At 68.3% G+C, this 21403-nt stretch carries 20 protein-coding genes; 9 read left to right on the top strand and 11 right to left on the bottom strand.

Annotated features, from left to right (window positions below):
* Nucleotides 1-33: 33 nt before the first annotated feature.
* On the top strand, nt 34-1965 hold the full coding sequence (locus U5771_RS08315) for an ATP-binding cassette domain-containing protein (protein WP_322023521.1): 1932 nt from the start codon (nt 34-36) through the stop codon (nt 1963-1965).
* Between the two features lie 192 nt (nt 1966-2157).
* Here the strand turns inward: U5771_RS08315 and U5771_RS08310 are convergent, their stop codons facing one another.
* The 3 genes from U5771_RS08310 to alr form a co-directional block, all read right to left on the bottom strand.
* Entirely contained in the window at nt 2158-2424 is a 267-nt protein-coding gene (locus tag U5771_RS08310; RefSeq protein ID WP_322023520.1) for a DUF2866 domain-containing protein, read from the bottom strand.
* A gap of 149 nt (nt 2425-2573) precedes the next feature.
* Nucleotides 2574-3950: a DNA repair protein RadA gene (gene radA / locus U5771_RS08305; protein ID WP_322023519.1), complete on the bottom strand. Its 1377-nt coding sequence runs from the start codon at nt 3948-3950 to the stop codon at nt 2574-2576.
* Between the two features lie 11 nt (nt 3951-3961).
* Nucleotides 3962-5032 carry an alanine racemase gene (alr, locus tag U5771_RS08300; protein ID WP_322023518.1) on the bottom strand — a complete coding sequence of 357 codons (1071 nt, stop codon included), beginning with the start codon at nt 5030-5032 and terminating at the stop codon, nt 3962-3964.
* Nucleotides 5033-5250: 218 nt separating this feature from the next.
* Here alr and lplT point away from each other — a divergent pair, with 218 nt between their 5' ends.
* Nucleotides 5251-6558, top strand: coding sequence for a lysophospholipid transporter LplT (gene lplT / locus U5771_RS08295; protein WP_322023517.1), 1308 nt, complete (start codon nt 5251-5253; stop codon nt 6556-6558).
* 67 nt (nt 6559-6625) lie between these two features.
* Nucleotides 6626-7435 carry a bifunctional hydroxymethylpyrimidine kinase/phosphomethylpyrimidine kinase gene (gene thiD / locus U5771_RS08290; protein WP_322023516.1) on the top strand — a complete coding sequence of 270 codons (810 nt, stop codon included), beginning with the start codon at nt 6626-6628 and terminating at the stop codon, nt 7433-7435.
* A gap of 18 nt (nt 7436-7453) precedes the next feature.
* Here thiD and U5771_RS08285 read toward each other — a convergent pair whose 3' ends face one another.
* The 4 genes from U5771_RS08285 to tsaB are packed head-to-tail and all read right to left on the bottom strand — an operon-like array spanning nt 7454 to nt 10707.
* Nucleotides 7454-8413: a DUF1853 family protein gene (locus tag U5771_RS08285; protein ID WP_322023515.1), complete on the bottom strand. Its 960-nt coding sequence runs from the start codon at nt 8411-8413 to the stop codon at nt 7454-7456.
* Complete coding sequence (locus tag U5771_RS08280; RefSeq protein ID WP_322023514.1) at nt 8410-9456, bottom strand: uracil-DNA glycosylase; 1047 nt, start codon at nt 9454-9456, stop codon at nt 8410-8412. Before U5771_RS08280 ends, U5771_RS08285 begins: the two co-directional genes overlap by 4 nt.
* On the bottom strand, nt 9443-9943 hold the full coding sequence (gene rimI, locus U5771_RS08275) for a ribosomal protein S18-alanine N-acetyltransferase (protein ID WP_322023513.1): 501 nt from the start codon (nt 9941-9943) through the stop codon (nt 9443-9445). The genes U5771_RS08280 and rimI overlap by 14 nt, the downstream gene beginning before the upstream one ends.
* Nucleotides 9940-10707, bottom strand: coding sequence for a tRNA (adenosine(37)-N6)-threonylcarbamoyltransferase complex dimerization subunit type 1 TsaB (gene tsaB, locus U5771_RS08270; protein WP_322023512.1), 768 nt, complete (start codon nt 10705-10707; stop codon nt 9940-9942). Before tsaB ends, rimI begins: the two co-directional genes overlap by 4 nt.
* Before the next feature lie 147 nt (nt 10708-10854).
* Between tsaB and U5771_RS08265 the strand changes: the two genes are divergently transcribed.
* From U5771_RS08265 to aceA, 3 genes are all read left to right on the top strand, one after another.
* Nucleotides 10855-11124 carry an acyl-CoA-binding protein gene (locus U5771_RS08265; RefSeq protein ID WP_044847954.1) on the top strand — a complete coding sequence of 90 codons (270 nt, stop codon included), beginning with the start codon at nt 10855-10857 and terminating at the stop codon, nt 11122-11124.
* Nucleotides 11125-11482: 358 nt separating this feature from the next.
* Nucleotides 11483-13024: a DEAD/DEAH box helicase gene (locus tag U5771_RS08260; protein WP_322023511.1), complete on the top strand. Its 1542-nt coding sequence runs from the start codon at nt 11483-11485 to the stop codon at nt 13022-13024.
* Nucleotides 13025-13404: 380 nt separating this feature from the next.
* Nucleotides 13405-14712 (top strand): isocitrate lyase, encoded by a 1308-nt coding sequence (gene aceA / locus U5771_RS08255; RefSeq protein ID WP_322023510.1) that lies wholly within the window; start codon nt 13405-13407, stop codon nt 14710-14712.
* 241 nt (nt 14713-14953) lie between these two features.
* Here aceA and U5771_RS08250 read toward each other — a convergent pair whose 3' ends face one another.
* Together U5771_RS08250 and U5771_RS08245 are read right to left on the bottom strand one after the other, a co-directional pair.
* The gene (locus U5771_RS08250; protein ID WP_057929788.1) at nt 14954-15388 is read right to left on the bottom strand and encodes a universal stress protein; all 435 of its coding nucleotides are present in this window, start codon (nt 15386-15388) and stop codon (nt 14954-14956) included.
* A 171-nt stretch (nt 15389-15559) separates the two neighbouring features.
* On the bottom strand, nt 15560-16465 hold the full coding sequence (locus tag U5771_RS08245; protein WP_059529255.1) for a LysR family transcriptional regulator: 906 nt from the start codon (nt 16463-16465) through the stop codon (nt 15560-15562).
* Between the two features lie 153 nt (nt 16466-16618).
* Between U5771_RS08245 and U5771_RS08240 the strand changes: the two genes are divergently transcribed.
* Nucleotides 16619-17380, top strand: coding sequence for a haloacid dehalogenase type II (locus U5771_RS08240; RefSeq protein ID WP_322023509.1), 762 nt, complete (start codon nt 16619-16621; stop codon nt 17378-17380).
* Between the two features lie 67 nt (nt 17381-17447).
* Entirely contained in the window at nt 17448-19040 is a 1593-nt protein-coding gene (aceB, locus tag U5771_RS08235; protein ID WP_322023508.1) for a malate synthase A, read from the top strand.
* Nucleotides 19041-19158: 118 nt separating this feature from the next.
* On the opposite strand, the gene U5771_RS08230 is transcribed toward aceB, so the two are convergent.
* Nucleotides 19159-19572, bottom strand: coding sequence for a gamma-glutamylcyclotransferase family protein (locus U5771_RS08230; protein WP_322023507.1), 414 nt, complete (start codon nt 19570-19572; stop codon nt 19159-19161).
* Nucleotides 19573-19888: 316 nt separating this feature from the next.
* Between U5771_RS08230 and U5771_RS08225 the strand changes: the two genes are divergently transcribed.
* Nucleotides 19889-20767: a helix-turn-helix transcriptional regulator gene (locus U5771_RS08225; RefSeq protein ID WP_322023506.1), complete on the top strand. Its 879-nt coding sequence runs from the start codon at nt 19889-19891 to the stop codon at nt 20765-20767.
* Nucleotides 20768-20806: 39 nt separating this feature from the next.
* On the opposite strand, the gene U5771_RS08220 is transcribed toward U5771_RS08225, so the two are convergent.
* Entirely contained in the window at nt 20807-21271 is a 465-nt protein-coding gene (locus U5771_RS08220; RefSeq protein WP_322023646.1) for a GNAT family N-acetyltransferase, read from the bottom strand.
* Nucleotides 21272-21403 lie beyond the last annotated feature (132 nt).

Below are 21403 nucleotides of genomic sequence, written 5' to 3'. Positions count from 1 at the left end.
CTAGAATAGCGGTTTTGGTCAGTCATTCCCGCCGTGATCCGTTTCAATCAGTTCAGCCTTGCGCGCGGCACCAAGCCGCTGTTCGAGTCGGCCTCGTTCGTGCTCAATCCCGGCGAGAAAGCCGGCCTGATCGGCGCGAACGGCGCCGGCAAATCGACGCTGTTCTCGGTCCTGCGCGGCGAGCTGCATTCCGACGGCGGCGATTTCGCGATGCCGCCGTCGTGGCGGATCGCCCACGTGTCGCAGGAAACGCCCGCCGTCGACCGCTCGGCGCTCGACTACACGCTCGACGGCGACACCGCGCTGCGCGAGATCGAAGCGCGCATCGCCGCCGCCTCGGCCGCGCATGACGGCGCGGCCGAAGCCGACGCGCACGCGGCCTTCGCCGACGCCGACGGCTACACCGCGCCGGCGCGCGCCGAAGCGCTGCTGCTCGGCCTCGGCTTCACGCTCGCGCAGACGCGCGAATCGGTCGCCAGCTTCTCCGGCGGCTGGCGCATGCGGCTGAACCTCGCGCAGGCGCTGATGTGCCGCTCCGACCTGCTGCTGCTCGACGAACCGACCAACCACCTCGACCTCGACGCGATCGTCTGGCTCGAAGACTGGCTGCACCGCTACGCCGGCACGCTGGTCGTGATCTCGCACGACCGCGAATTCCTCGACTCGATCTGCAACGTCACGCTGCATCTGGAAAATCGCCAGGTGAAGCGCTACGGCGGCAATTACTCGCAGTTCGAAGTGCTGCGTGCGCAGCAACTGGCGCTGCAGCAAAACGCGTACGAAAAGCAGCAGAAGACGATCGAGCACCTGCAGAGCTTCGTCGACCGCTTCAAGGCCAAGGCGACCAAGGCCAAGCAGGCGCAAAGCCGGATGAAGGCGCTCGAGAAGATGGAGCTGATCGCGCCCGCGCACATCGCATCGCCCTTCACCTTCGAGTTCCGCACGCCCGACGCCGCGCCGAACCCGATGATGGTGATGGAGGAGGTCCGCTGCGGCTACCATGCCGACGACGGCACGGACATCCCGATCGTCGAACGCGTGGCGCTGTCGATCCAGAACGGCCAGCGCATCGGTCTGCTCGGCGCGAACGGCCAGGGCAAGTCGACGCTGATCAAGACGCTGGCCGGCACGCTCGCGCCGCTGTCGGGCCACGTGCGCGACGGCAAGGGGCTGACGATCGGCTATTTCGCGCAGCACCAGCTCGAAACGCTGCGCGAGGATGATTCGCCGCTCGCGCATCTCGCGCGGCTCGCCCCCGATACGCGCGAGCAGGAACTGCGCGACTTCCTCGGCGGCTTCAATTTCTCCGGCGACATGGCGACGAGCCCGGTCGGCCCGTTCTCGGGCGGCGAGAAAGCGCGGCTCGCGCTCGCGCTGATCATCTGGCAGAAGCCGAACCTGCTGCTGCTCGACGAACCGACCAACCACCTCGACCTCGAAACGCGCCACGCGCTGACGATGGCGCTCGCGCAGTTCGAAGGCACGCTGATCCTCGTGTCGCACGACCGCCACCTGCTGCGCGCGACCACCGACCAGTTCATGCTCGTCGCAAAGCACCGGCTGCAGCCGTTCGACGGCGACCTCGACGATTACCGCGACTGGCTGCTGCAGCACGCGGCCGAGCAACGCGCGGCCGCGAAGGCCGACGGCGCGGCGGCAGCGGGCGCCGATCCGGGCGTCAACCGCAAGGATCAAAAGCGTCAGGCGGCCGAGGAGCGCCAGCGGCTGTCGCAGTTGAAGAAGCCGCTGCAGAACCGCATCACGAAGCTCGAAAGGGAAATGGAAACGCTGCACGCGGAGAAGGCGCGCCTCGACGCGTTCGTCGCCGATCCGGCGAGCTACGAGGCCGTGCGCAAGACGGAACTGACCGAGGCGATCCGCAAGCTGGGCGAGGTCAATACGCGACTCGAAACGGTCGAGGCCGACTGGCTCGCCGTGCAGGAAGAACTCGAGCAGATCGGCTGAACGCGGCTTCGGCGCCGTCGGCCGGCCGCTTCGTCGGCGAAGCGGCACATCTCCGCGGGCGTCGACGACCCACGAACCCGCCCCGGCCGCGCCGGGCCCGGAAACGACAAGGCCGGGCGCCCAGGCCCGGCCTCTTTGTCATCGTCGCGTTTGACGTCGTTGCGGCGACCGTCCGTCTGCCGCGCCGCCCGCTCAACGCCGCGGCAACGTATCGCGCGGCATCTGTTCGTCATCCCCCATCAGGTGACGCCGCCCTTCGGTCGGCCGGCGGATCGCCGCGGCCACCTCCGCTTCCGTCACGTCCTCGGACACCACCCGGCGCGCCAGGCGCCCTTCGTCGTCGATCCACTCGACGATCCGGCATCCGCCGCCCCACGGCTGAACGATCGGCTCCGACACGCGGCAGCCGCGCAGGTTGTAACTGCGTCCGCTCGGCGTTTCCCCATACTGTTCAAACATAGGTTCCCTTCGCATTGCGCGGTTCGACAATCCGACCAAGGATAGGGAAAAGCAATGTCCGGCGGGTTACAGAGGCCTACATATCCTTTACAACCAATTACGCGACAGATCGCGTCCGGCCGGCACGCGCGGGGGCCGGCCACGCACGGTCATTCGAGATCGCGCACGCGGTCGATCGCCTGCTCGATCCGCTCGACGGCCATCACGTTCAGTCCTTCGATCGGCTGTTTCGGCGCGTTCGCCTTCGGGATCAGCGCGGCGGTAAAGCCGAGCTTCGCGGCCTCGCGCAGCCGTTCCTGGCCGCGCGGGGACGGCCGGATCTCGCCCGCCAGCCCCACTTCGCCGAATACGATCAGGCCCTTCGGCAACGCCTTGTTGCGCATCGACGAATGGATCGCGAGCAGCACCGCGAGGTCGGCGGCCGGTTCGGTGATCTTCACGCCGCCCACCGCGTTCAGGAACACGTCCTGGTCGAAACACGCGATGCCCGCGTGCCGGTGCAGCACCGCGAGCAGCATCGCGAGACGGTTCTGCTCGAGGCCGACCGCGAGCCGGCGCGGGTTCGGCACGTGGGCCGTATCGACGAGCGCCTGGATTTCGACGAGCAGCGGGCGCGTGCCCTCCTGCGTGACGAGCACGCAGGAACCCGGCACGACCTGCTCGTGCTGCGACAGGAACAGCGCGGACGGGTTCGCGACGCCGCGCAGCCCGCGCTCGGTCATCGCGAACACGCCGAGTTCGTTGACCGCGCCGAAGCGGTTCTTGAACGCGCGCACGAGCCGGAACGACGAATGGGTATCGCCCTCGAAGTACAGCACCGTGTCGACGATATGCTCGAGCACGCGCGGGCCGGCGAGGTTGCCCTCCTTCGTCACGTGCCCGACCATGATGATCGCGGTGCCGGACTGCTTCGCGATGCGCGTGAGCTGCGCCGCGCATTCGCGCACCTGGGCCACCGAACCGGGCGCCGACGTCAGCGCTTCGGAATAGACGGTCTGGATCGAGTCGATGACGGCGACGTCCGGCCGTTCCGCGTCGATCGCGGCCTGGATCTTCTCGAGCTGGATCTCGGCGAGCAGCTTCAGTTCGGCCGCCGGCGCGCCGCCGTCGAGCAGCGCGAGCCGTTGCGCGCGCAACGCGATCTGCGCGGCCGATTCCTCGCCGCTGATATAGAGTGCGCGCCGCTCGCTCGCGATGTCCGCGAGCGACTGCAGCAACAGCGTCGACTTGCCGATACCCGGATCGCCGCCGATCAGCACGACGCCGCCCGGGACCAGCCCGCCGCCCAGCACGCGATCGAATTCGCCGATGCCGGTGGAGAAGCGCGGCACGTCGGCCGCCTCGATGTCGACGAGGCGCTGTACGGGCGCGCGCTTCGCGAGCGACTGGAAGCGATGGGCGGCCGGCGACTCGGCGACCGATTCGACGAGGGTGTTCCACGCCTGGCACGCCGGGCACTGCCCCTGCCACTTCGGGGTTTGTCCGCCGCACTCGCTGCAGACGTAGACGGTTTTCTGTTTGGCCACGCGTGCTGCCCTTATTCCGCGCGCACCGGTACGCGGCCGGCAACCGCGCACATCAGTTCATAGCCGATGGTCCCGCAATGGCGCGCGACGTCGTCGATCGGCAGCGTGTTGCCCCACAGCTCGACCCGCGCGCCGACGCCGGCCTGCGGGCACGGCGTCAGGTCGACGGTAATCATGTCCATCGATACGCGGCCGACGATCCGCGTGCGGATGCCGTCGACGATCACCGGCGTGCCTTCGGGCGCGACGCGCGGATAGCCGTCCGCGTAGCCGCACGCGACGACGCCGATGCGCATCTGCGCTTGCGCGGAGAACGTCGAGCCGTAGCCGATCGCCTGCCCCTTCGCGATCGTCTGCACCGCGATCAGCTCGGACGCGAGCGTCATCGCGGGCTTCAGCCCCGTGTCGGCGATGTCGGCCGACAGCCCCGACGGCGATGCGCCGTACAGCACGATCCCCGGCCGCACCCAGTCGAAGTGCGTATCGGGATGCCACAGCACCGCCGCCGAATTCGCGAGGCTGCGCGCACCGGCGATGTTTGCCGCGCCGCGCTCGAAGGTCGCGAACTGCTCGGCGACGCCGCGCTCGTTGTCGGCGTCCGAAAAATGGGTCATCAACGTGATCTGGCCGATGCCGGGGCACGCGCGGGCGCGCTCCCACGCGGCGCGGTATTTCTCCGGCACGTAGCCGAGCCGGTTCATCCCGCTGTTCATCTTGAGCTGCACGTTGACGGGCTTCGACAGCCGCGCCGTCTCCAGCATCCGCATCTGCTCGTCGTTATGGACGGTGGTCGTCAGGCTGTAGCGGTCGATCACGTCGATGTCGGTCGAGCGGAAGAACCCTTCGAGCAGCAGGATCGGGCCGGCCCAGCCGAGCTCGCGCAGTTTCACGGCCTCGTCGAGATCGAGCAGGCCGAAGCCGTCGGTGCCGCGCAGGCCGGGAAACACGCGCGCGAGACCGTGGCCGTATGCGTTGGCCTTGACGACCGCCCAGACCTTGGACGGGCCGGCAAATCGGCGGACGACGGAGAGATTGTTCGCGAGAGCGGCGGTATGGATGGTGGCGGAGATCGGGCGCGGCATGGGAAATTTACGTAAAGACGCTTGCGAATCAGCAGCTTACCGCGCCTTTTGAGCACCGAAGCCGACAATTTGCGGAACGATCGGGGAATCTTGCTAGTCCGAACTGCCGTATTTTCGTGTTATAAAGCCGTGCGCACAACCCATTTCGAACGGAATAAGCCGATCGCATACCAGGCGGCCTACGCGGCCCTGCCGCAGCGACGAAAGCATCGCATCAGATGAAAAAAGGTTTTTACACCATCATGGCCGCGCAGTTTTTCTCGTCGTTGGCCGACAATGCGCTTCTCATCGCCGCCATCGCCCTGCTGAAAGACCTCCACGCCCCCAACTGGATGACACCGCTGCTCAAGCTGTTCTTCGTGTTGTCCTATGTGGTGCTGGCGGCGTATGTCGGGGCGTTCGCCGACTCGCGCCCGAAGGGCCGCGTGATGTTCATCACCAACTCGATCAAGGTGGTCGGCTGCCTGATCATGCTGTTCGGCGCCCACCCGCTGATCGCGTACGGGATCGTCGGATTCGGCGCCGCGGCCTACTCGCCCGCGAAATACGGCATTCTGACCGAGCTGCTGCCGGCCGACCGGCTCGTCGCCGCGAACGGCTGGATCGAAGGCACGACCGTCAGTTCGATCATCCTCGGCACCGTGCTCGGCGGCGCGCTGATCAGCCCGCACATCGCGTCGCACGTGATCGCGCACACGCCGGCCTGGATCGCCACGCCTGCCGAAGCGGCGATGGTGATCATCATGGCGATCTACGTGATCGCCGCGATGTTCAACCTGCGGATCCCCGATACCGGCGCGCGCTACCCGAAGCAGGAGCGCGGCCCGGTCAAGCTCCTCACCGACTTCGCCGACTGCTTCATGGTGCTCTGGCGCGACAAGCTCGGCCAGATCTCGCTCGCGGTCACGACGCTGTTCTGGGGCGCGGGCGCGACGCTGCAGTTCATCGTGCTGAAGTGGGCCGAAGTCTCGCTCAACATGTCGCTGTCCGAAGGCGCGATCCTTCAGGCGGTAGTCGCGGTCGGCGTCGCGGGCGGCGCGATCGCCGCCGCCGCACGGATCCCGCTGAAGAAGTCGCTCACCGTGCTGCCCGTCGGCATCATCATGGGCATCGCGGTCATGCTGATGGCGTTCTACACGCGCGACCTGTTCCCGTCGCACTGGGCCGTGCACTTCGGCCACCTGCGCCTGCCGGTGTACCTGATCGTCGCGTATATCTTCCTGATCTGCGTCGGCGCGCTGTCCGGCTATTTCGTGGTTCCGATGAACGCGCTGCTGCAGCATCGCGGCCACGTGCTGCTGTCGGCCGGCCATTCGATCGCGGTGCAGAACTTCAACGAGAACCTGTCGGTGCTCGTGATGCTGTGCCTGTACGCGGTGCTGGTCTGGCTCGACGTGCCGGTCGGCGTCGTGATCGTGCTGTTCGGCACGTTCGTCTGCCTGACGATGTGGCTCGTGATGCGCCGCCACCAGGCGAACCAGCGTCAGTTCGACTCGGTCGCACTGATCGGCGAAGCGCGGCACTGACGCTACACTTCGCCTTGGTTCCGTTTCCGTCCGCCGGCGCCGGTCTTCCAACCGGCGCCTTGCCATCATGACGCACCCGATACCCAACGTCCTGACGATCGCCGGCTCCGACTCGGGTGGCGGCGCGGGCATCCAGGCCGACCTCAAGACCTTCTCCGCGCTCGGCGCATACGGCGCGAGCGTGATCACCGCGCTGACCGCGCAGAACACGCGCGGCGTGACCGGCGTGCACGCGCCGGACGCCGCGTTCGTGACCGCGCAGCTCGACGCGGTGTTCGACGACATCCGCATCGACGCGGTCAAGATCGGCATGCTCGCGAACGCGGCGATCGTGCATGCGGTGGCCGACGCGCTGCGGCGTTACGCGCCGCGCTTCGTCGTGCTCGACACGGTGATGATTTCGAAGAGCTCGCACGCGCTGCTCGCGCCCGACGCGGTCGACGCATTGCGCGACGCGCTGCTGCCGCTCGCGACCGTCGTCACGCCGAACCTGCCCGAAGCAGCGGCCCTGCTTGGCGACACGCCCGCGACGACCGAAGACGACATGGTCCGGCAAGGCCACGCGCTGCTGAAGACCGGTGCGCGCGCCGTGCTGATGAAGGGCGGCCACCTGCCCGACGCGGCGGCGAGCCCCGACTGGCTCGTCGATGCGACGCATGCGGTGCGGTTCGACGGAACGCGCGTGCCGGTCAGCAACACGCACGGCACGGGCTGCACGCTGTCGTCGGCGATCGCCGCGCTGCTGCCGCAGCAGCCCGATCTCGAGCACGCGGTGCGCGAAGCGAAGGCCTACCTGACCGGCGCGATCGCCGCGAGCGGCCAGCTCGACGTCGGCCAGGGCGTCGGCCCCGTCCATCACTTCCATCGCTGGTGGTAAGGGCCGGCTGACGCGGTTTCAGTCGCCCTGCGCGGCAAACGCCCGCGCACGCGCGGGCCAGTCGTCCGGCACGATGAAGCCGCGCGCCGTCTCCCGCCATGCGCCGTTGCCGTCCTGTCGATGCACGCCGATCAGCGCGGGCGCCTGGCGCGCCGTCAATACGGACGGCAACTCAAGCGAATGCGCGAGTGGTTCGGGCGCGGCGTCGGCCGCCACCCGCCGTGGCGCGAGCCATGCCAACCGCGGCAGCACGTTCCACGCCGAGCCGTCGGGTTGCGCGGCCGCCCAGGCCGGCCACTGCGCATGCGTGAGCCAGAACCCGCACGGATGATCGGCCGCGATTTCCGCGGCGACCGGCGGCAGCGGCACGCCGTGCGGATAGAACAGCCAGCCCTTGATGAACATCTGCGCATCGGACGGCGCCCCGTAGCCGAGCAGCGCGAACCCGAGGCGATCGCTCAGCCGCAGCTGATGCTCGAGCAGCCGGCTGCGCTTGCGATCGAGGCGGTCGACGAGATTCGGCCCGACGAAATCCGCGAGCGATGCGTCGCCGTCCACCGGCGCGCATAGATAGCACTTCACCGCGAGTTCCCAGTGCAGGCGCTGCCCGCCCGGCGCATCGACGAGGAAATCGACCTCGCCGAGCGTCTTGCCGTTGCTGCGCAGCGGCAGGTTGGCGGCGACGAGCCGCAGCGACGGCCCGTGTGTGAGGAAGTATTCGAGCAGGCATTCCGCATAGCGGCCGAGTCGCACGGGCCGCAGCCCGTCGAGCGCACGGTGCAGCGGCTCGGGCGCGGCATCGAGCGCGACGAGCCACGCTTCGACGGCCACCCGTTCGACCGCATCCGACCACGGATGCGCGAGCGGCGCGCCGGGCGCCGCGGTGAGCAGGCTCGGGCTCGCGAGGAGCCAGCCCAGATCGCGAACCGCGGCATCGTGCAGCGTATCGACGAACACGAACGCCGCGCCGCGCGTCATTGTCCGGCCGGCCCGTTGGCGTCGGCGCCCTCCGCCCGCTGGAACGTGTCGCGCGCCAGGCACAGGTCGGCCCACGCCTTCGACTTGTCCTGCAGGCTGCGCAGCAGGTATGCAGGGTGGTAGGTGACGATCACCGGCACGCCTTCGTACGTATGCACGCGGCCGCGCAGCGATGCGATGCTCGCCTCCGTCTTCAGCAGCGTCTGCGCGGCGAAGCGGCCGAGCGCGACGATCAGCTTCGGCTTCACGAGCGCGACCTGGCGCTGCAGGTACGGCTCGCAGCGCGCGACCTCGTCGGGCTCCGGATTGCGGTTGCCGGGCGGGCGGCACTTGATCACGTTCGCGATGTAGACGTTGTCGCCGCGCTTGAGCGCGAGCGACTGCAGCATGTTGTCCAGCAGCTTGCCGGCCTGGCCGACGAACGGCTCGCCCTGCTTGTCCTCGTTCTCGCCCGGCGCTTCGCCGATCAGCATCCAGTCCGCCTCTCGATCGCCGACACCGAACACGGTATTGGTACGCTTCTCGCACAGACGGCAACTCGTGCAGCCGGCGACGCGCGCGGCGAGCGCATCCCAGTCGAGCATCGCCACCGGCGTTGCGGCAGGACGCGATTCGGCCGGCGGCAGCGGATCGCCGGGCGGCGCGGCGTCGAACCACGCGAAATCGTCTTCGGTGAGCGGCGGCATGTCGTCCGCGGCGGCGGCCGGCGCGGGCTTGCCGGACGCACGGTCGTCGTCGATCGCGGCACGCGGCGCCGTGCCCGCGTCACCGGCCGGCGACGTATCGCGCGCGGCTCCGCCAGCCGGCGGCGTATCGTCGCGTGCGAACGCACGCGTCGCAGGCGGCTGCGTGTCGCGCGGCGGCTCTGCCGCCGCCCGCGGCGTTGCCGCGACGGTTGCGGCCGCAACGGCGGACACATCGTCCGCCGCGCCGGATGCCGCCGCCGGCGCTTCGCCCGCTTCACCGCGTTCCACAGGCTGCCCGCGCCGCACCCAGATCTGCGCGAGCCCCATTTCCTCGAGCGCTGCTTCAGCCCACGCCATGCGCGTCCCCTTCGTCCTTGTTCAGCGTCAGACGCATCACGATCGCGTCCTCCCGGCTGTGATGCCGCGCCGGATAGTAGTTCTTGCGCCGGCCGATCGTCACGAAGCCGAAGCGCTCGTACAGATGGATCGCGCGCGGATTGGACGGCCGCACCTCGAGCAGCATGCCGTCGAGCCGCTCCGCGCGCGAGATGCGCACGGCTTCGCGCAGCAGCGCGAGGCCCGCGCCCGACTGCTGGGCGGCCGGGGTGACGCACAGGTTCAGCAGGTGCATCTCGTCGATCACCGGCATCAGCACGCAATAGCCGACGAGCGCGCCCGTCACGTGCCGCAGGCACACGCCGAAGTAGCCGTTGCGCAACGAATCCTCGAAGTTGCCGCGGCTCCACGGGAATTCGTACGCGACCTGCTCGATCGCGACGACCTCGTCGAGATCGGTGTCGGTCATCGGCGACAAATAGCGGTCGCTCAACAATACGCCCGTCATCCTTTCGCCCCGCCCGTCTGCGCGGCGCGCGCCGCGATGCGCTCGGCGGTGGTCTGCGCGACCTTGTCGCGCACGTATTCGGGTGCGGCCTGGTCGGCCGGCACCGTACGGCCGGCGCGGAACGCCCGCAGTGCGGCATGCGCGACCGCCAGCGCATGCGGCAGCGCGTCGCCGTCGATCACGGCCGCGGCGGCCGCGGCCGGCAGCTGCGCGCCGAACGCGGCCGCTGCGTTGCCCGCGAGCGTGAACGGCGCATCGGGCACGCCGACGGCGCCCGGCGCATCGAGCGACGCCGGATGCAGCGTGCGCCAGTCGCCCGCCTGCTCGTCCCACGCGAAGTCGGCCCAGTACGCCTCGTCCATCCGCGCGTCGAGCGCGGCCAGCACGCGCGTCGTGCCGGGCGCGCGCAGCCGCGCGTGCTCGGCGCACGCGAGCAGCGTGCTGACCGGCACGACCGGCAGCCCGCGCCCGAACGCGAGACCCTGGGTAATGCCGGTTGCGGTACGCAGCCCGGTGAACGAGCCGGGGCCCGCGCCGAACGCGATCGCATCGCAGTCGGCGAACGTGAGGCCCGACTCGGCGAAGAGTTCCTGGATGGCCGGCAGCACGCGCGTGCTCGACACGGCGCCCGTCAGCTCGTGGCGGACCCAGGTTTGCGGGGTGGAAACGGCGTCATCGGCCTGAGCCGAGCGCAGCAGCGCGACCGAGCAGTATTCGGTCGACGTATCGATGGCGAGGAGCACTGTTTGCGTCATGGCCGACATTGTAATGCGGCGCCCCGTTCCCACGGGCGATCGGACCCGATCGCGATGCGCACGCCGCGCGGCCGGCGGTTTGGAAGGATCGCTCGACCCCGCGCGGCGCGGCGCTTGTTAAGATCGCCCGACTTGAAACCCTTACGGAGACACACGATGAGCGAACTCACCGCCCAATTCGACCAGGCCCAGGTCGACGTCAAGCAACTGACCGAGCGCCCGGGCAACCTGACGCTGCTGCGCCTGTACGCGCTCTTCAAGCAAGCGACCGACGGCGACGCGCACGGCGACAAGCCGGGCTTCACCGACATCGTCGGCAAGTACAAGTACGACGCATGGGAAGCGCTGAAAGGCACGACCCAGGACGCCGCGAAGCAGCAATACATCGAGCTCGTCGAATCGCTGAAGAACGGCACGGCGTCCTGACCTGGCCCGCCCGCCGCAATAGGCAATCAAATCAGTGGCGCAGCGCAGCAAATTTCTTTATAATGCTGCCTGCGTCACCCCCGCGCTCGGCTCGCAAGCCGTTCCGGCCCGACGCCTCGTAGCGTTAAGCTCCAATCCGGTTTAGAACCTGTCCCCTCCTGCTTCGACCCTCGCGGTCGTCACTTATCAGGCTGGCGGCCCCGCTCCAGAAGCGCGCCGCACCCAAAACAGCTTCTAATGCCTCATCCGCCGACGGTTCGGCGGATTGCACCCGTTTCCCGATTTGCTCGCTGAATCCGACGACTTGGGTATGCGCGATTGGCGCCGACGTTTCACCCACTGTGTTTCAAGGATTGTTATGACTTCGAGCATCAACTCCAGCCCGCTCAACGCGATCGCCGACCAGGCGCTCGGTCTCGAGAACGCCGCCGCACCGGCCGCGGTCGAACCGGCGTCGGACGAACCGACTTTCGCGTCGCTCGGGTTGTCGCCGGAGATCGTCTCCGCGCTGGAGGCCGCCGGCTACGCCAAGCCGACCCCGGTCCAGCAGCGCGCGATTCCGGCCGGCATCGCCGGTCGGGACCTGCTGGTGTCGAGCCCGACCGGTTCGGGCAAGACGGCCGCATTCATGCTGCCCGCGATCGAACGTTTCGCGCAGCTCCAGAAGGCGCAGGCGCAGCAACCGCGCGCGCCGCGCGACCCGAACCAGGGCGACCGCCGTGCGCGCCGCCCGCAGCCCGTCGCCCGCCCGGGCCTGCTCGTGCTGACGCCGACCCGTGAACTCGCGATGCAGGTCACCACGGCCGCGTCGACCTACGGCAAGCACCTGAAGCGCCTGCGCACGGTCAGCATCCTCGGCGGCGTCGCCTACGGCCAGCAGCTGATGCTGCTCGCGAAGAACCCCGAGATCCTGGTCGCCACGCCGGGCCGTCTGCTCGATCACCTCGAGCGCGGCCGCATCGACCTGTCCGAACTGAAGATGCTCGTGCTCGACGAAGCCGACCGCATGCTCGACATGGGCTTCATCGACGACATCGAGACGATCGTCGCCGCGACGCCCGAGTCGCGCCAGACGATGCTGTTCTCGGCCACGCTCGACGGCAAGATCGGTTCGCTGACGAGCCGCCTGCTGAAGGATCCGGAGCGCATCGAAATCCAGCAGCGTCTCGAATCGCGCGCGAACATTGCACAGACCGTGCATTACGTCGACGACCGCGACCACAAGGATCGCCTGCTCGATCACCTGCTGCGCGACGACGCGCTCGACCAGGCGATCATCTTCACGGCGACCAAGATCGACGCCGACCAGCTCGCCGGCCGTCTCGCCGACGCAGGCTTCGAATCGGCCGCGCTGCACGGCGACCTGCCGCAGGGCGCGCGCAACCGCACGATCCGTGCGCTGCGCGAGCGCCGCGTGCGCGTGCTGGTCGCGACCGACGTCGCGGCCCGCGGCATCGACATCCCGGGCATCACGCACGTGTTCAACTACGACCTGCCGAAGTTCGCGGAAGACTACGTGCACCGTATCGGCCGTACGGGCCGTGCCGGCCGTTCGGGCACCGCGGTGAGCCTCGTGCACCACGCCGAACAGGGTGCGCTCAAGCGCATCGAGCGCTTCGTGCGCTCGCCGCTGCCGGTCAACGTGATCGAAGGCTTCGAGCCGCGCAAGGCGCCCCCGCGCAACGATCGCGGCACCGGCGGCCGCGGCCGTCCGGGCGGCGGTAACGGCGGTCGTCGTTTCGGCGGCAAGCCGGGCGGCGGCCATGGCGGCAACGGCCGCAGCTACGGCGGCGGCAATGGCGGCGGCTGGAGCGGCAAGCCGAGCGGCAGCCGTGACGGCGGCCCGCGTCGCGACGGCCAGCGCAGCGGCGGCCCGCGTCGCAGCAATTCGGCGTCGTAAGCACGCCCCGGCGGCCCCCCCGGCCGCCCGCCCATCCAGCAGACCGGCGCACCCGCGCCGGTTTTTTTTCGTCTCGCGCCACATTTCACGATGCGGAAAAATTTTTTGCGTCGTAAAAAATCATGCTGCGCGGCACAACCCTCCGATTGCGAGATAGGAAAAATCGTTTCTCATTGCGGAATGAAAATCACAAGATACTGATTTATAAAGATAAAAAACTTGCAAACTTCCTGAGACAGCCCCTATTTCACGTCGCTCGGTTTGCCTAGACTCTTATACAAGACTTCGCGAAACGGCACGCACCCCGCCCCGCTTCGAGAACAGCATCAGCACCGTCCGATTCGACCGATCTGGCAACACACCGCATCAAGGAGCTCATCATGTCGCGACAGCAACAGGCACAGGAACTGCAAAAGCAATGGGAAACCGATCCGCGCTGGCAGGGCATCAAGCGCAGCTACACGGCTGAGGATGTGGTGCGCCTGCGCGGCTCGATCGCCGTCGAGCACACGCTGGCCAAGCGCGGCGCGGAAAAGCTGTGGCGCCTCATCAACGAAGAGCCGTTCGTCAACGCGCTCGGCGCGCTGACCGGCAACCAGGCGATGCAGCAGGTGAAGGCCGGCCTGAAGGCGATCTACCTGTCCGGCTGGCAAGTGGCCGGCGACGCGAACGTCGCGGGCGAAATGTACCCGGACCAGTCGCTGTACCCGGCGAACTCGGTGCCGCTCGTCGTCAAGCGCATCAACAACACGCTGACGCGCGCCGACCAGATCCAGTGGTCGGAAGGCAAGAACCCGGGCGACGACGGCTACGTCGATTTCTTCGCGCCGATCGTCGCGGATGCGGAAGCCGGCTTCGGCGGCGTGCTGAACGCGTTCGAACTGATGAAGGCGATGATCGAGGCAGGCGCGTCGGGCGTCCACTTCGAGGACCAGCTCGCGTCGGTGAAGAAGTGCGGCCACATGGGCGGCAAGGTGCTCGTGCCGACGCGCGAAGCGGTCGCGAAGCTGTCGGCGGCGCGTCTCGCGGCCGACGTGATGGGCACGCCCACCGTGCTGGTCGCGCGGACCGACGCGGAAGCCGCGGACCTGATCACGTCCGACATCGACGACAACGACAAGCCGTTCCTGACGGGCGAGCGCACGGTCGAAGGGTTCTTCCGCACGAAGCCGGGCATCGAGCAGGCGATCTCGCGCGGCCTCGCGTATGCGCCGCACGCCGATCTCGTCTGGTGCGAAACGGGCAAGCCGGATCTCGAGTACGCGAAGAAGTTCGCTGAAGCGATCCACAAGCAGTTCCCGGGCAAGATGCTGTCGTATAACTGCTCGCCGTCGTTCAACTGGAAGAAGAACCTCGACGACGCGACGATCGCGAAGTTCCAGAAGGAACTCGGCGCGATGGGCTACAAGTTCCAGTTCATCACGCTGGCCGGCTTCCATGCGCTGAACTACTCGATGTTCAATCTCGCGCACGGCTATGCCCGCACGCAGATGAGCGCGTTCGTCGAACTGCAGCAGGCCGAGTTCGCGGCAGCCGACAAGGGCTTCACGGCCGTCAAGCACCAGCGCGAGGTCGGCACCGGCTACTTCGACGCGGTGACGCAGACGGTCGAGCGCGAAGCCTCGACGACCGCGCTGCACGGCTCGACCGAAGACGAACAGTTCTTCGACGGCAAGAAGGTCGCGTAACGCGCGATGGCGCCACGCCGATGCCCGCCCGTCACGCGACGGCGCGGCATCGGCCGCACGGAACAGCACACGGAACAACAATCAGGGAGGAGACGGCAGGCGCGCGGTGACCCGCGCGACCCGCCGCGCGGCTGCGGCCGCCAGCAACGACGCGCGCCGGCTTCGTCCGGCGCGCCCTTTTTCAGCGGCGCTGCCGTGCCGCCGCCCGCGCGGCCACATACGGCCACACACGGCACCGCGTCTACCGATAGACAATCACCGGAATTTTCGTATGGGTCAGCACGCGCTGCGTTTCGCTGCCGATCAGCAGGCTGCCGAGCCCGCGGCGCCCGTGGGACGCCATGAAGATCACGTCGCAGCCGCCGCGTTCGGCCGCCTCGATGATGCCGAGGTACGGCGACGGATGCACGCTCGTCCAGCTGTCGCAGACGACGCCGGCCGCCTTGGCGGCCGCCTGCACGTCGTCCAGGTGCGCGCGTGCCTCGCGCTCGCTGCGCGCCCGGAAATCGGCGGGCGGCTCGATGATCACTTCGGAAAACGGCGAGTACGGATACTGCGGCAGGCACGCGTAGGCCGTGACCTGCGCACCGACCGCGCGCGCCAGGTCGATCGCGCCGTCGATCGCCTTCTGCGACAGTTCGGAACCGTCGGTTGGAACGAGGATGTGCCGGAACATCGCGCCCTCCTGCGTCAGACGCACCGCGCGCGCCGCGAACCCATGCGGGCCGGCCCCGGCGCATCGCGCATGCCAGTTTCGATTGTAGTGCGCGAAACCGGGCGACCGGCGCCGGCAGCGGGTTCGCCCTCATATCGGAAACGCGCGGGCGGGCGCGCCCTGCTCGCGCCCCTACTCGCCCCAATACCCGGGCCGTTCGTATGTATGTTTCAGGTAGTCGAGAAACAGGCGCACGCGCAGCGGCAGGTGGCGTCGCTGCGGAAACACCGCGTGGATGCCGATCGGCGGCGCCGCGAACGCGTCGAGCACGCTGACGAGGCGGCCGGCCGCGATGTCGTCGCCGACCTCCCACCACGATCGCCATGCCAGGCCGTAGCCGGCGAGGCACCACTCGTGCAGCACCGCGCCGTCCGAGCATTCCATCGTGCCGTTCACGCGGATCGACACGACCTTGTCGTCCTCCTGGAACGCCCAGCCGCGCTGCTGGTTCGCGTTCGCGGCAAGCGCGAGGCAGTTGTGGCGCGCGAGCTCCGCGAGCGTGGCCGGCGTGCCGCGCCGCGCGAGATACGCGGGGGACGCGACGCACACGCGCCGGTTCTCGCCGAGCTTCAGCGACACCAGCGACGAATCGGGCAACTCGCCAAGCCGCACCGCGCAATCGAACCCCTCGTTGACGAGGTCGACCATCCGGTCGGACAGGTCGAGCGTGACCGACACGTCCGGATGCGCGCCGCTGAACTCGGGCACGAGCGGCGCGACGTGGCGCCGCCCGAAGCCGGCTGGCGCGGAAATGCGCAGGTGGCCGCTCGCCTTCACGCCGCCGGCGGACACGCTTGCCTCCGCGTTCTGCATGTCGTTGATGATCCGCTGGCAATCCTCGAGGAAGGCCGAACCCTCGAAAGTCAGCGTGAGCTTGCGCGTCGTGCGCACCAGCAGCTTGACGCCGAGCCGCTCCTCGAGCGCGTCGAGGCGGCGGCCGATGATCGCCGGCGCGACGCCTTCCGCGTGCGCGGCCGCCGACAGGCTGCCCTTCGCCGCGACCGCGGCGAACGTTTCGATCTGTTTGAACCGGTCCATGACTCGCAAGGGCGGCGCGCCCGCCCTTCAAATAGCTTAAGCGGCCTAGATTAGGTATATGAAAGTAAAAGATCAAGTGATGATTAGCGTCTTTTTTAGCATCTGCTATCACGAATAGAATCGACCCGACCTCTGAAACTGGAGCGCAAGGCTATGTCGGCCACAACGACACTCTCCTCTCCCGACGCAATCCTCTTCGACGCATTCGGCACGTTGTTCGACGTGCATGCGGTCGTGGCCGCGGCAGAGCAGATGTTTCCCGGTCACGGGGACCGGTTGTCGCAGCTGTGGCGACGCAAGCAAATCGAATACTCGCAGTTGCGCACGCTCGCCGATCCGTCCGGCGCCCGCTATCGCCCGTTCCGCGACATCACGCTCGACGCGCTGCGGTTCGCCGCGCGCGTGCTCGGCCTCGCACTGAACAGCGCGGCCGAGAAGCGGCTGATGGACGAATACGCGTGCCTGTCCACCTATCCCGACACGGTGCCCGCGCTGCGCAAGCTGCGCGCGCTCGACCCGCGCCCGCCCCTCGCGATCCTGTCGAACGGCAATCCCGAGATGCTCGACATCGCGATCAAGAGCGCCGGCATGACCGGCCTGTTCGATCGCGTGCTGTCGGTCGACGCGGTGCGCGCGTACAAGCCGAGCCCGGTCGCATACGCACTCGGCACCGCCGCGTTCGGCGCGCACCCGCGCGACATCGTGTTCGTGTCGTCGAACGCCTGGGACATCGCAGGGGCCGCCTGGTTCGGCTACACGACGTTCTGGCTCAACCGCACGGGCGCGCCCGCCGAGGAACTCGGCGTGACGCCCGACGGCACCGGCAGCGGCATGGCCGACCTGCTCGCATTCCTCGCCACCCCGGCTCCGTCCGGCAGACCCGCGAACCGCGCGCGCCCCGGCCCGGGCGCATGACGTTCGCGGCGCTGCCGCCTTCCCCCTTCACCGAAACCGCAACTGACCGACCAAGGAGATGAGACTCATGAGCACCCCGATCACGCTGCCGCAAGGCATGGCGATCACCGGCGACATCAAGCCGGGTTACGAAGCGATCCTGACGCCTGAAGCGCTCGCACTCGTCGCGGCGCTGCATCGCACCTTCGAGCCGCGCCGCCAGGCGCTGCTGCAGGCCCGTGTCGAGCGCACCCGGCGCCTCGACGCCGGCGAACGCCCCGATTTCCTGGCCGACACGAAGGCGATCCGCGAAGGCGACTGGACGGTCGCGCCGCTGCCGGCCGACCTGCAATGCCGCCGTGTCGAGATCACGGGCCCCGTCGAGCGCAAGATGATCATCAACGCGCTGAACTCGGGCGCCGATTCGTACATGACGGACTTCGAGGATTCGAACGCGCCGAGCTGGACGAACCAGATCGACGGCCAGATCAACCTGAAGGATGCGGTGCGCCGCACGATCTCGCTCGAACAGAACGGCAAGTCGTACCAGCTGAACGACAAGGTCGCGACGCTGATCGTGCGTCCGCGCGGCTGGCACCTCGACGAGAAGCATGTGACGGTCGACGGCCAGCGCGTGTCCGGCGGCATCTTCGATTTCGCGCTGTTCCTGTTCCACAACGCGAAGGAACTGATCGCGCGCGGCTCGGGCCCGTACTTCTACCTGCCGAAGATGGAAAGCCATCTCGAGGCGCGCCTGTGGAACGACATCTTCGTCGCGGCACAGGAGGCCGTCGGCGTGCCGCGCGGCACGATCCGCGCGACGGTGCTGATCGAGACGATCCTCGCCGCGTTCGAGATGGACGAGATCCTGTACGAACTGCGCGAACACAGCTCGGGCCTGAACGCCGGCCGCTGGGACTACATCTTCTCGGCGATCAAGAAGTTCAAGAACGACCGCGACTTCTGCCTGGCCGATCGCTCGAAGATCACGATGACGGTGCCGTTCATGCGCGCCTACGCGCTGCTGCTGCTGAAGACCTGTCACAAGCGCAACGCGCCGGCGATCGGCGGGATGAGCGCGCTGATCCCGATCAAGAACGATCCGGAAGCGAACGACAAGGCGATGGGCGGCGTGCGCTCGGACAAGCAGCGCGACGCGACCGACGGTTACGACGGCGGCTGGGTCGCGCACCCGGGCCTCGTGCCGATCGCGATGGAGGAATTCGTCAAGGTGCTCGGCGACAAGCCGAACCAGATCGCGAAGCAGCGCGACGACGTGCAGATCGAAGGCAGCAACCTGCTCGACTTCCAGCCTGAAGCACCGATCACCGAAGCCGGCCTGCGCAACAACATCAACGTCGGCATCCACTATCTCGGCGCCTGGCTCGACGGCAACGGCTGCGTGCCGATCCACAACCTGATGGAAGACGCGGCGACCGCCGAGATCTCCCGCTCGCAGGTGTGGCAGTGGATCCTCTCGCCGAAGGGCGTGCTCGACGACGGCCGCAAGGTCAGCGCCGAGCTCGTGCGCGAATTCGCGAAGGCCGAGCTCGACAACGTGAAGCGTTCGGTCGGCGGCAACACGCAGCCGTACGAGCGTGCCGCGGCGATCTTCGAACGGATGTCGACGTCGGAAGGCTTCACCGAATTCCTGACGCTGCCGCTGTACGAGGAAATCTGACGGCCCGGACCGGGTCACCCCTGTCCTGCCCGCCGCCGGTCGCACGACCAGGCGGCATGAATAAAGCGCCCCGCGGGGCGCTTTTCTTTTGCAGCGCGGCGGTTCGCCGCGCGGACGCTCAGGCGACTTCCCGCTCGCGCCGGTGCTGAACCCAGTCGCCCGACGCGATGCGAGGATGGCCGGCAGCCGCATGTGCGGCGACCGGATAGTAGACGCACGCATACGAACGGCCGCCGAGCTCGACGGTCACCGGCTCCTGCCGGAACAGCGTGTCGACGCCCGGATAGACGCGCTCGATCTCGTCGAGCACGGGCACCAGTCGCTCGTCGATCTGGTAGACATCGCCCCATACGAGCGCCGGGCCGGCCGGCCCGGCGACCATGCCCGGATACGTGCCGAAATCGTACAGTTCGCCCGGCAGCGCGGCCGCACCGAGCAGCGTCGGCGCGGCGATCCCGTGCCGCGCGGCCGCATGGCCGATGTCGTTGGCTTCTCCCGCTCTCAACGTGCCGTAGACGAATACGTAGCGCATCGTGGTTCTCCTCTTCGATTCAGGTGTTGCCGCGCCGGACCGTCGCGGCCGTGCCGCGGGCGCCGGCGTCGTTGGGGCGCGTGGGCGCCGCTCGCGCGAAGACGCGCCCGCATCGATAGACCGCGCCGGCGGCACGATGGTTCGTTTCGGCACGACGCGTCGCGCCGGCCCGGGCCCGGGCTTATGCCGGCCGGAACGCGTGTGGCCCCATACAACGTTCATTTGAACGGTGCATTATCGGCCGAAAAACCGCCGCATGCGCCTGCGCGGCGCCTTCTAAAATAACGGCATCGCCGCCGCGCCGACCGAATCGTCCATGAATCCGCCTGCCCAAGCCGACGCATCGAATCCCTACGACGTCATCGACATCCCGCCCGAGTTCGCGCCGACCCGCGTCCACCCGATGCGTGTCCGGGCGCGGCAGGTGGATGCCGGCCGCCGGATCCCGCTGCACACGCACGCGTGGGCTCAGCTCGCGTATGCGTCGCGCGGCGTGCTGCGCGTCGCGACGACCGGGACGACCTGGATGGTGCCGCCTTCCCGTGCGATCTGGGTGCCGCCGCACGTGACGCACGAGGTCGTGATCGTCGAGGAAGCGTACTTGCGCACGCTGTATATCGACGAGTCGGTCGTGCCGGACGGGCTCGACGCATGCCGGGTGGTCGAGGTGACGGGCTTGCTGCGCGAACTGATCGTCGCGCTCGACGCGCGCGACCTGAGCGGCACCCGCGAACGGCTGCTGGGCGGGCTCGTGCTCGACGAGCTGAGCCGCGCCGAACCGCTGCCGCTCGCGGTGCCGATGCCCGACGAGAAGCGGCTGCGCATGCTGTGCGAATCGGTGCTCGCGCAACCGGCGCACGCGGAATCGCTTGAACACTGGGCGAGCGAGGTCGGCGCAAGCACGCGCACGATCTCGCGGCTGTTCAAGCAGGAACTGGGCGTGAGTTTTTCGCAGTGGCGCCAGCAGGCGCTGCTCGCGCGCGCGATTCCGCTGTTGAACCAGGGGCGCCCGCTGTCGCATATCGCGCGCGAACTCGGCTACCAGAGCCAGAGTGCGTTTTCAGCGATGTTCCGGCGCGCGTTCGGCGAAAGCCCGCGCGCGTTCATGCTGCGCGGCTACGAGCATCGCGGTGCGGAAAACGACATCGCGGCGGACGACGCCCCTGACGACGACGCGCTCGGCACTGCACGCTGACCGCCGCCGTGTTGCGCCCCGCGTTGCACCGTTACGCGCTCAGACCGGGCGCACCATGTGGCGGATCGAGCCGAGCTGCGCCAGCCTCGGCCCGGTGACGCGGTAGCCCATGCGCTGGTAGAGCCGCGCGGCCGGATTGTCGACGAACACGCGCAACTGGAGTTCGTGCAGCCCGCGGGCGCGCGCCCAGCGATGCGACATGTCGAGCATGTAGGTGCCGGCGCCCTGCCCGCGATGACCGGCTGCGATCTGCACGTCGCGGATGTGCAGCGAATCGCCCTCCTCGGTCACGCGCAGCACGCCGATCCGCTCGCCGTCGGCTTCCAGGATGAAGTTTTCGGATTCGCGCCAGCTCGCAAAGAACAGGTCGCTGCGCCAGACGAGCCCGTGGCGCTTGTAATAGCCGCCCATGTTGCCGTGCGTCAGCGCCTCGGCAAACGGAAAATCGCCAGCCTCCGCGGGCCGGAGCTGATACAGCAATCGCAGGTCGGTCGGATCGAGCATCGCGCAGGGGTCAAGAACGCATCCCGCCACGATAGCGCAGTCGCGGGCGGATGCAATCGCGAATTTCTCGTAGCGGCGCCGGATCGGCGATGCAAATGAAAAAGCCCGCACGAGGCGGGCTTTCTCATTTTT

Source organism: Burkholderia sp. BCC1977, assembly GCF_905339595.1.
In the GTDB taxonomy this organism is placed as follows: Bacteria; Pseudomonadota; Gammaproteobacteria; order Burkholderiales; family Burkholderiaceae; genus Burkholderia.
Note: the sequence above shows the minus strand (reverse complement) of the source record. Positions and strands in the feature narration are given on the sequence as shown.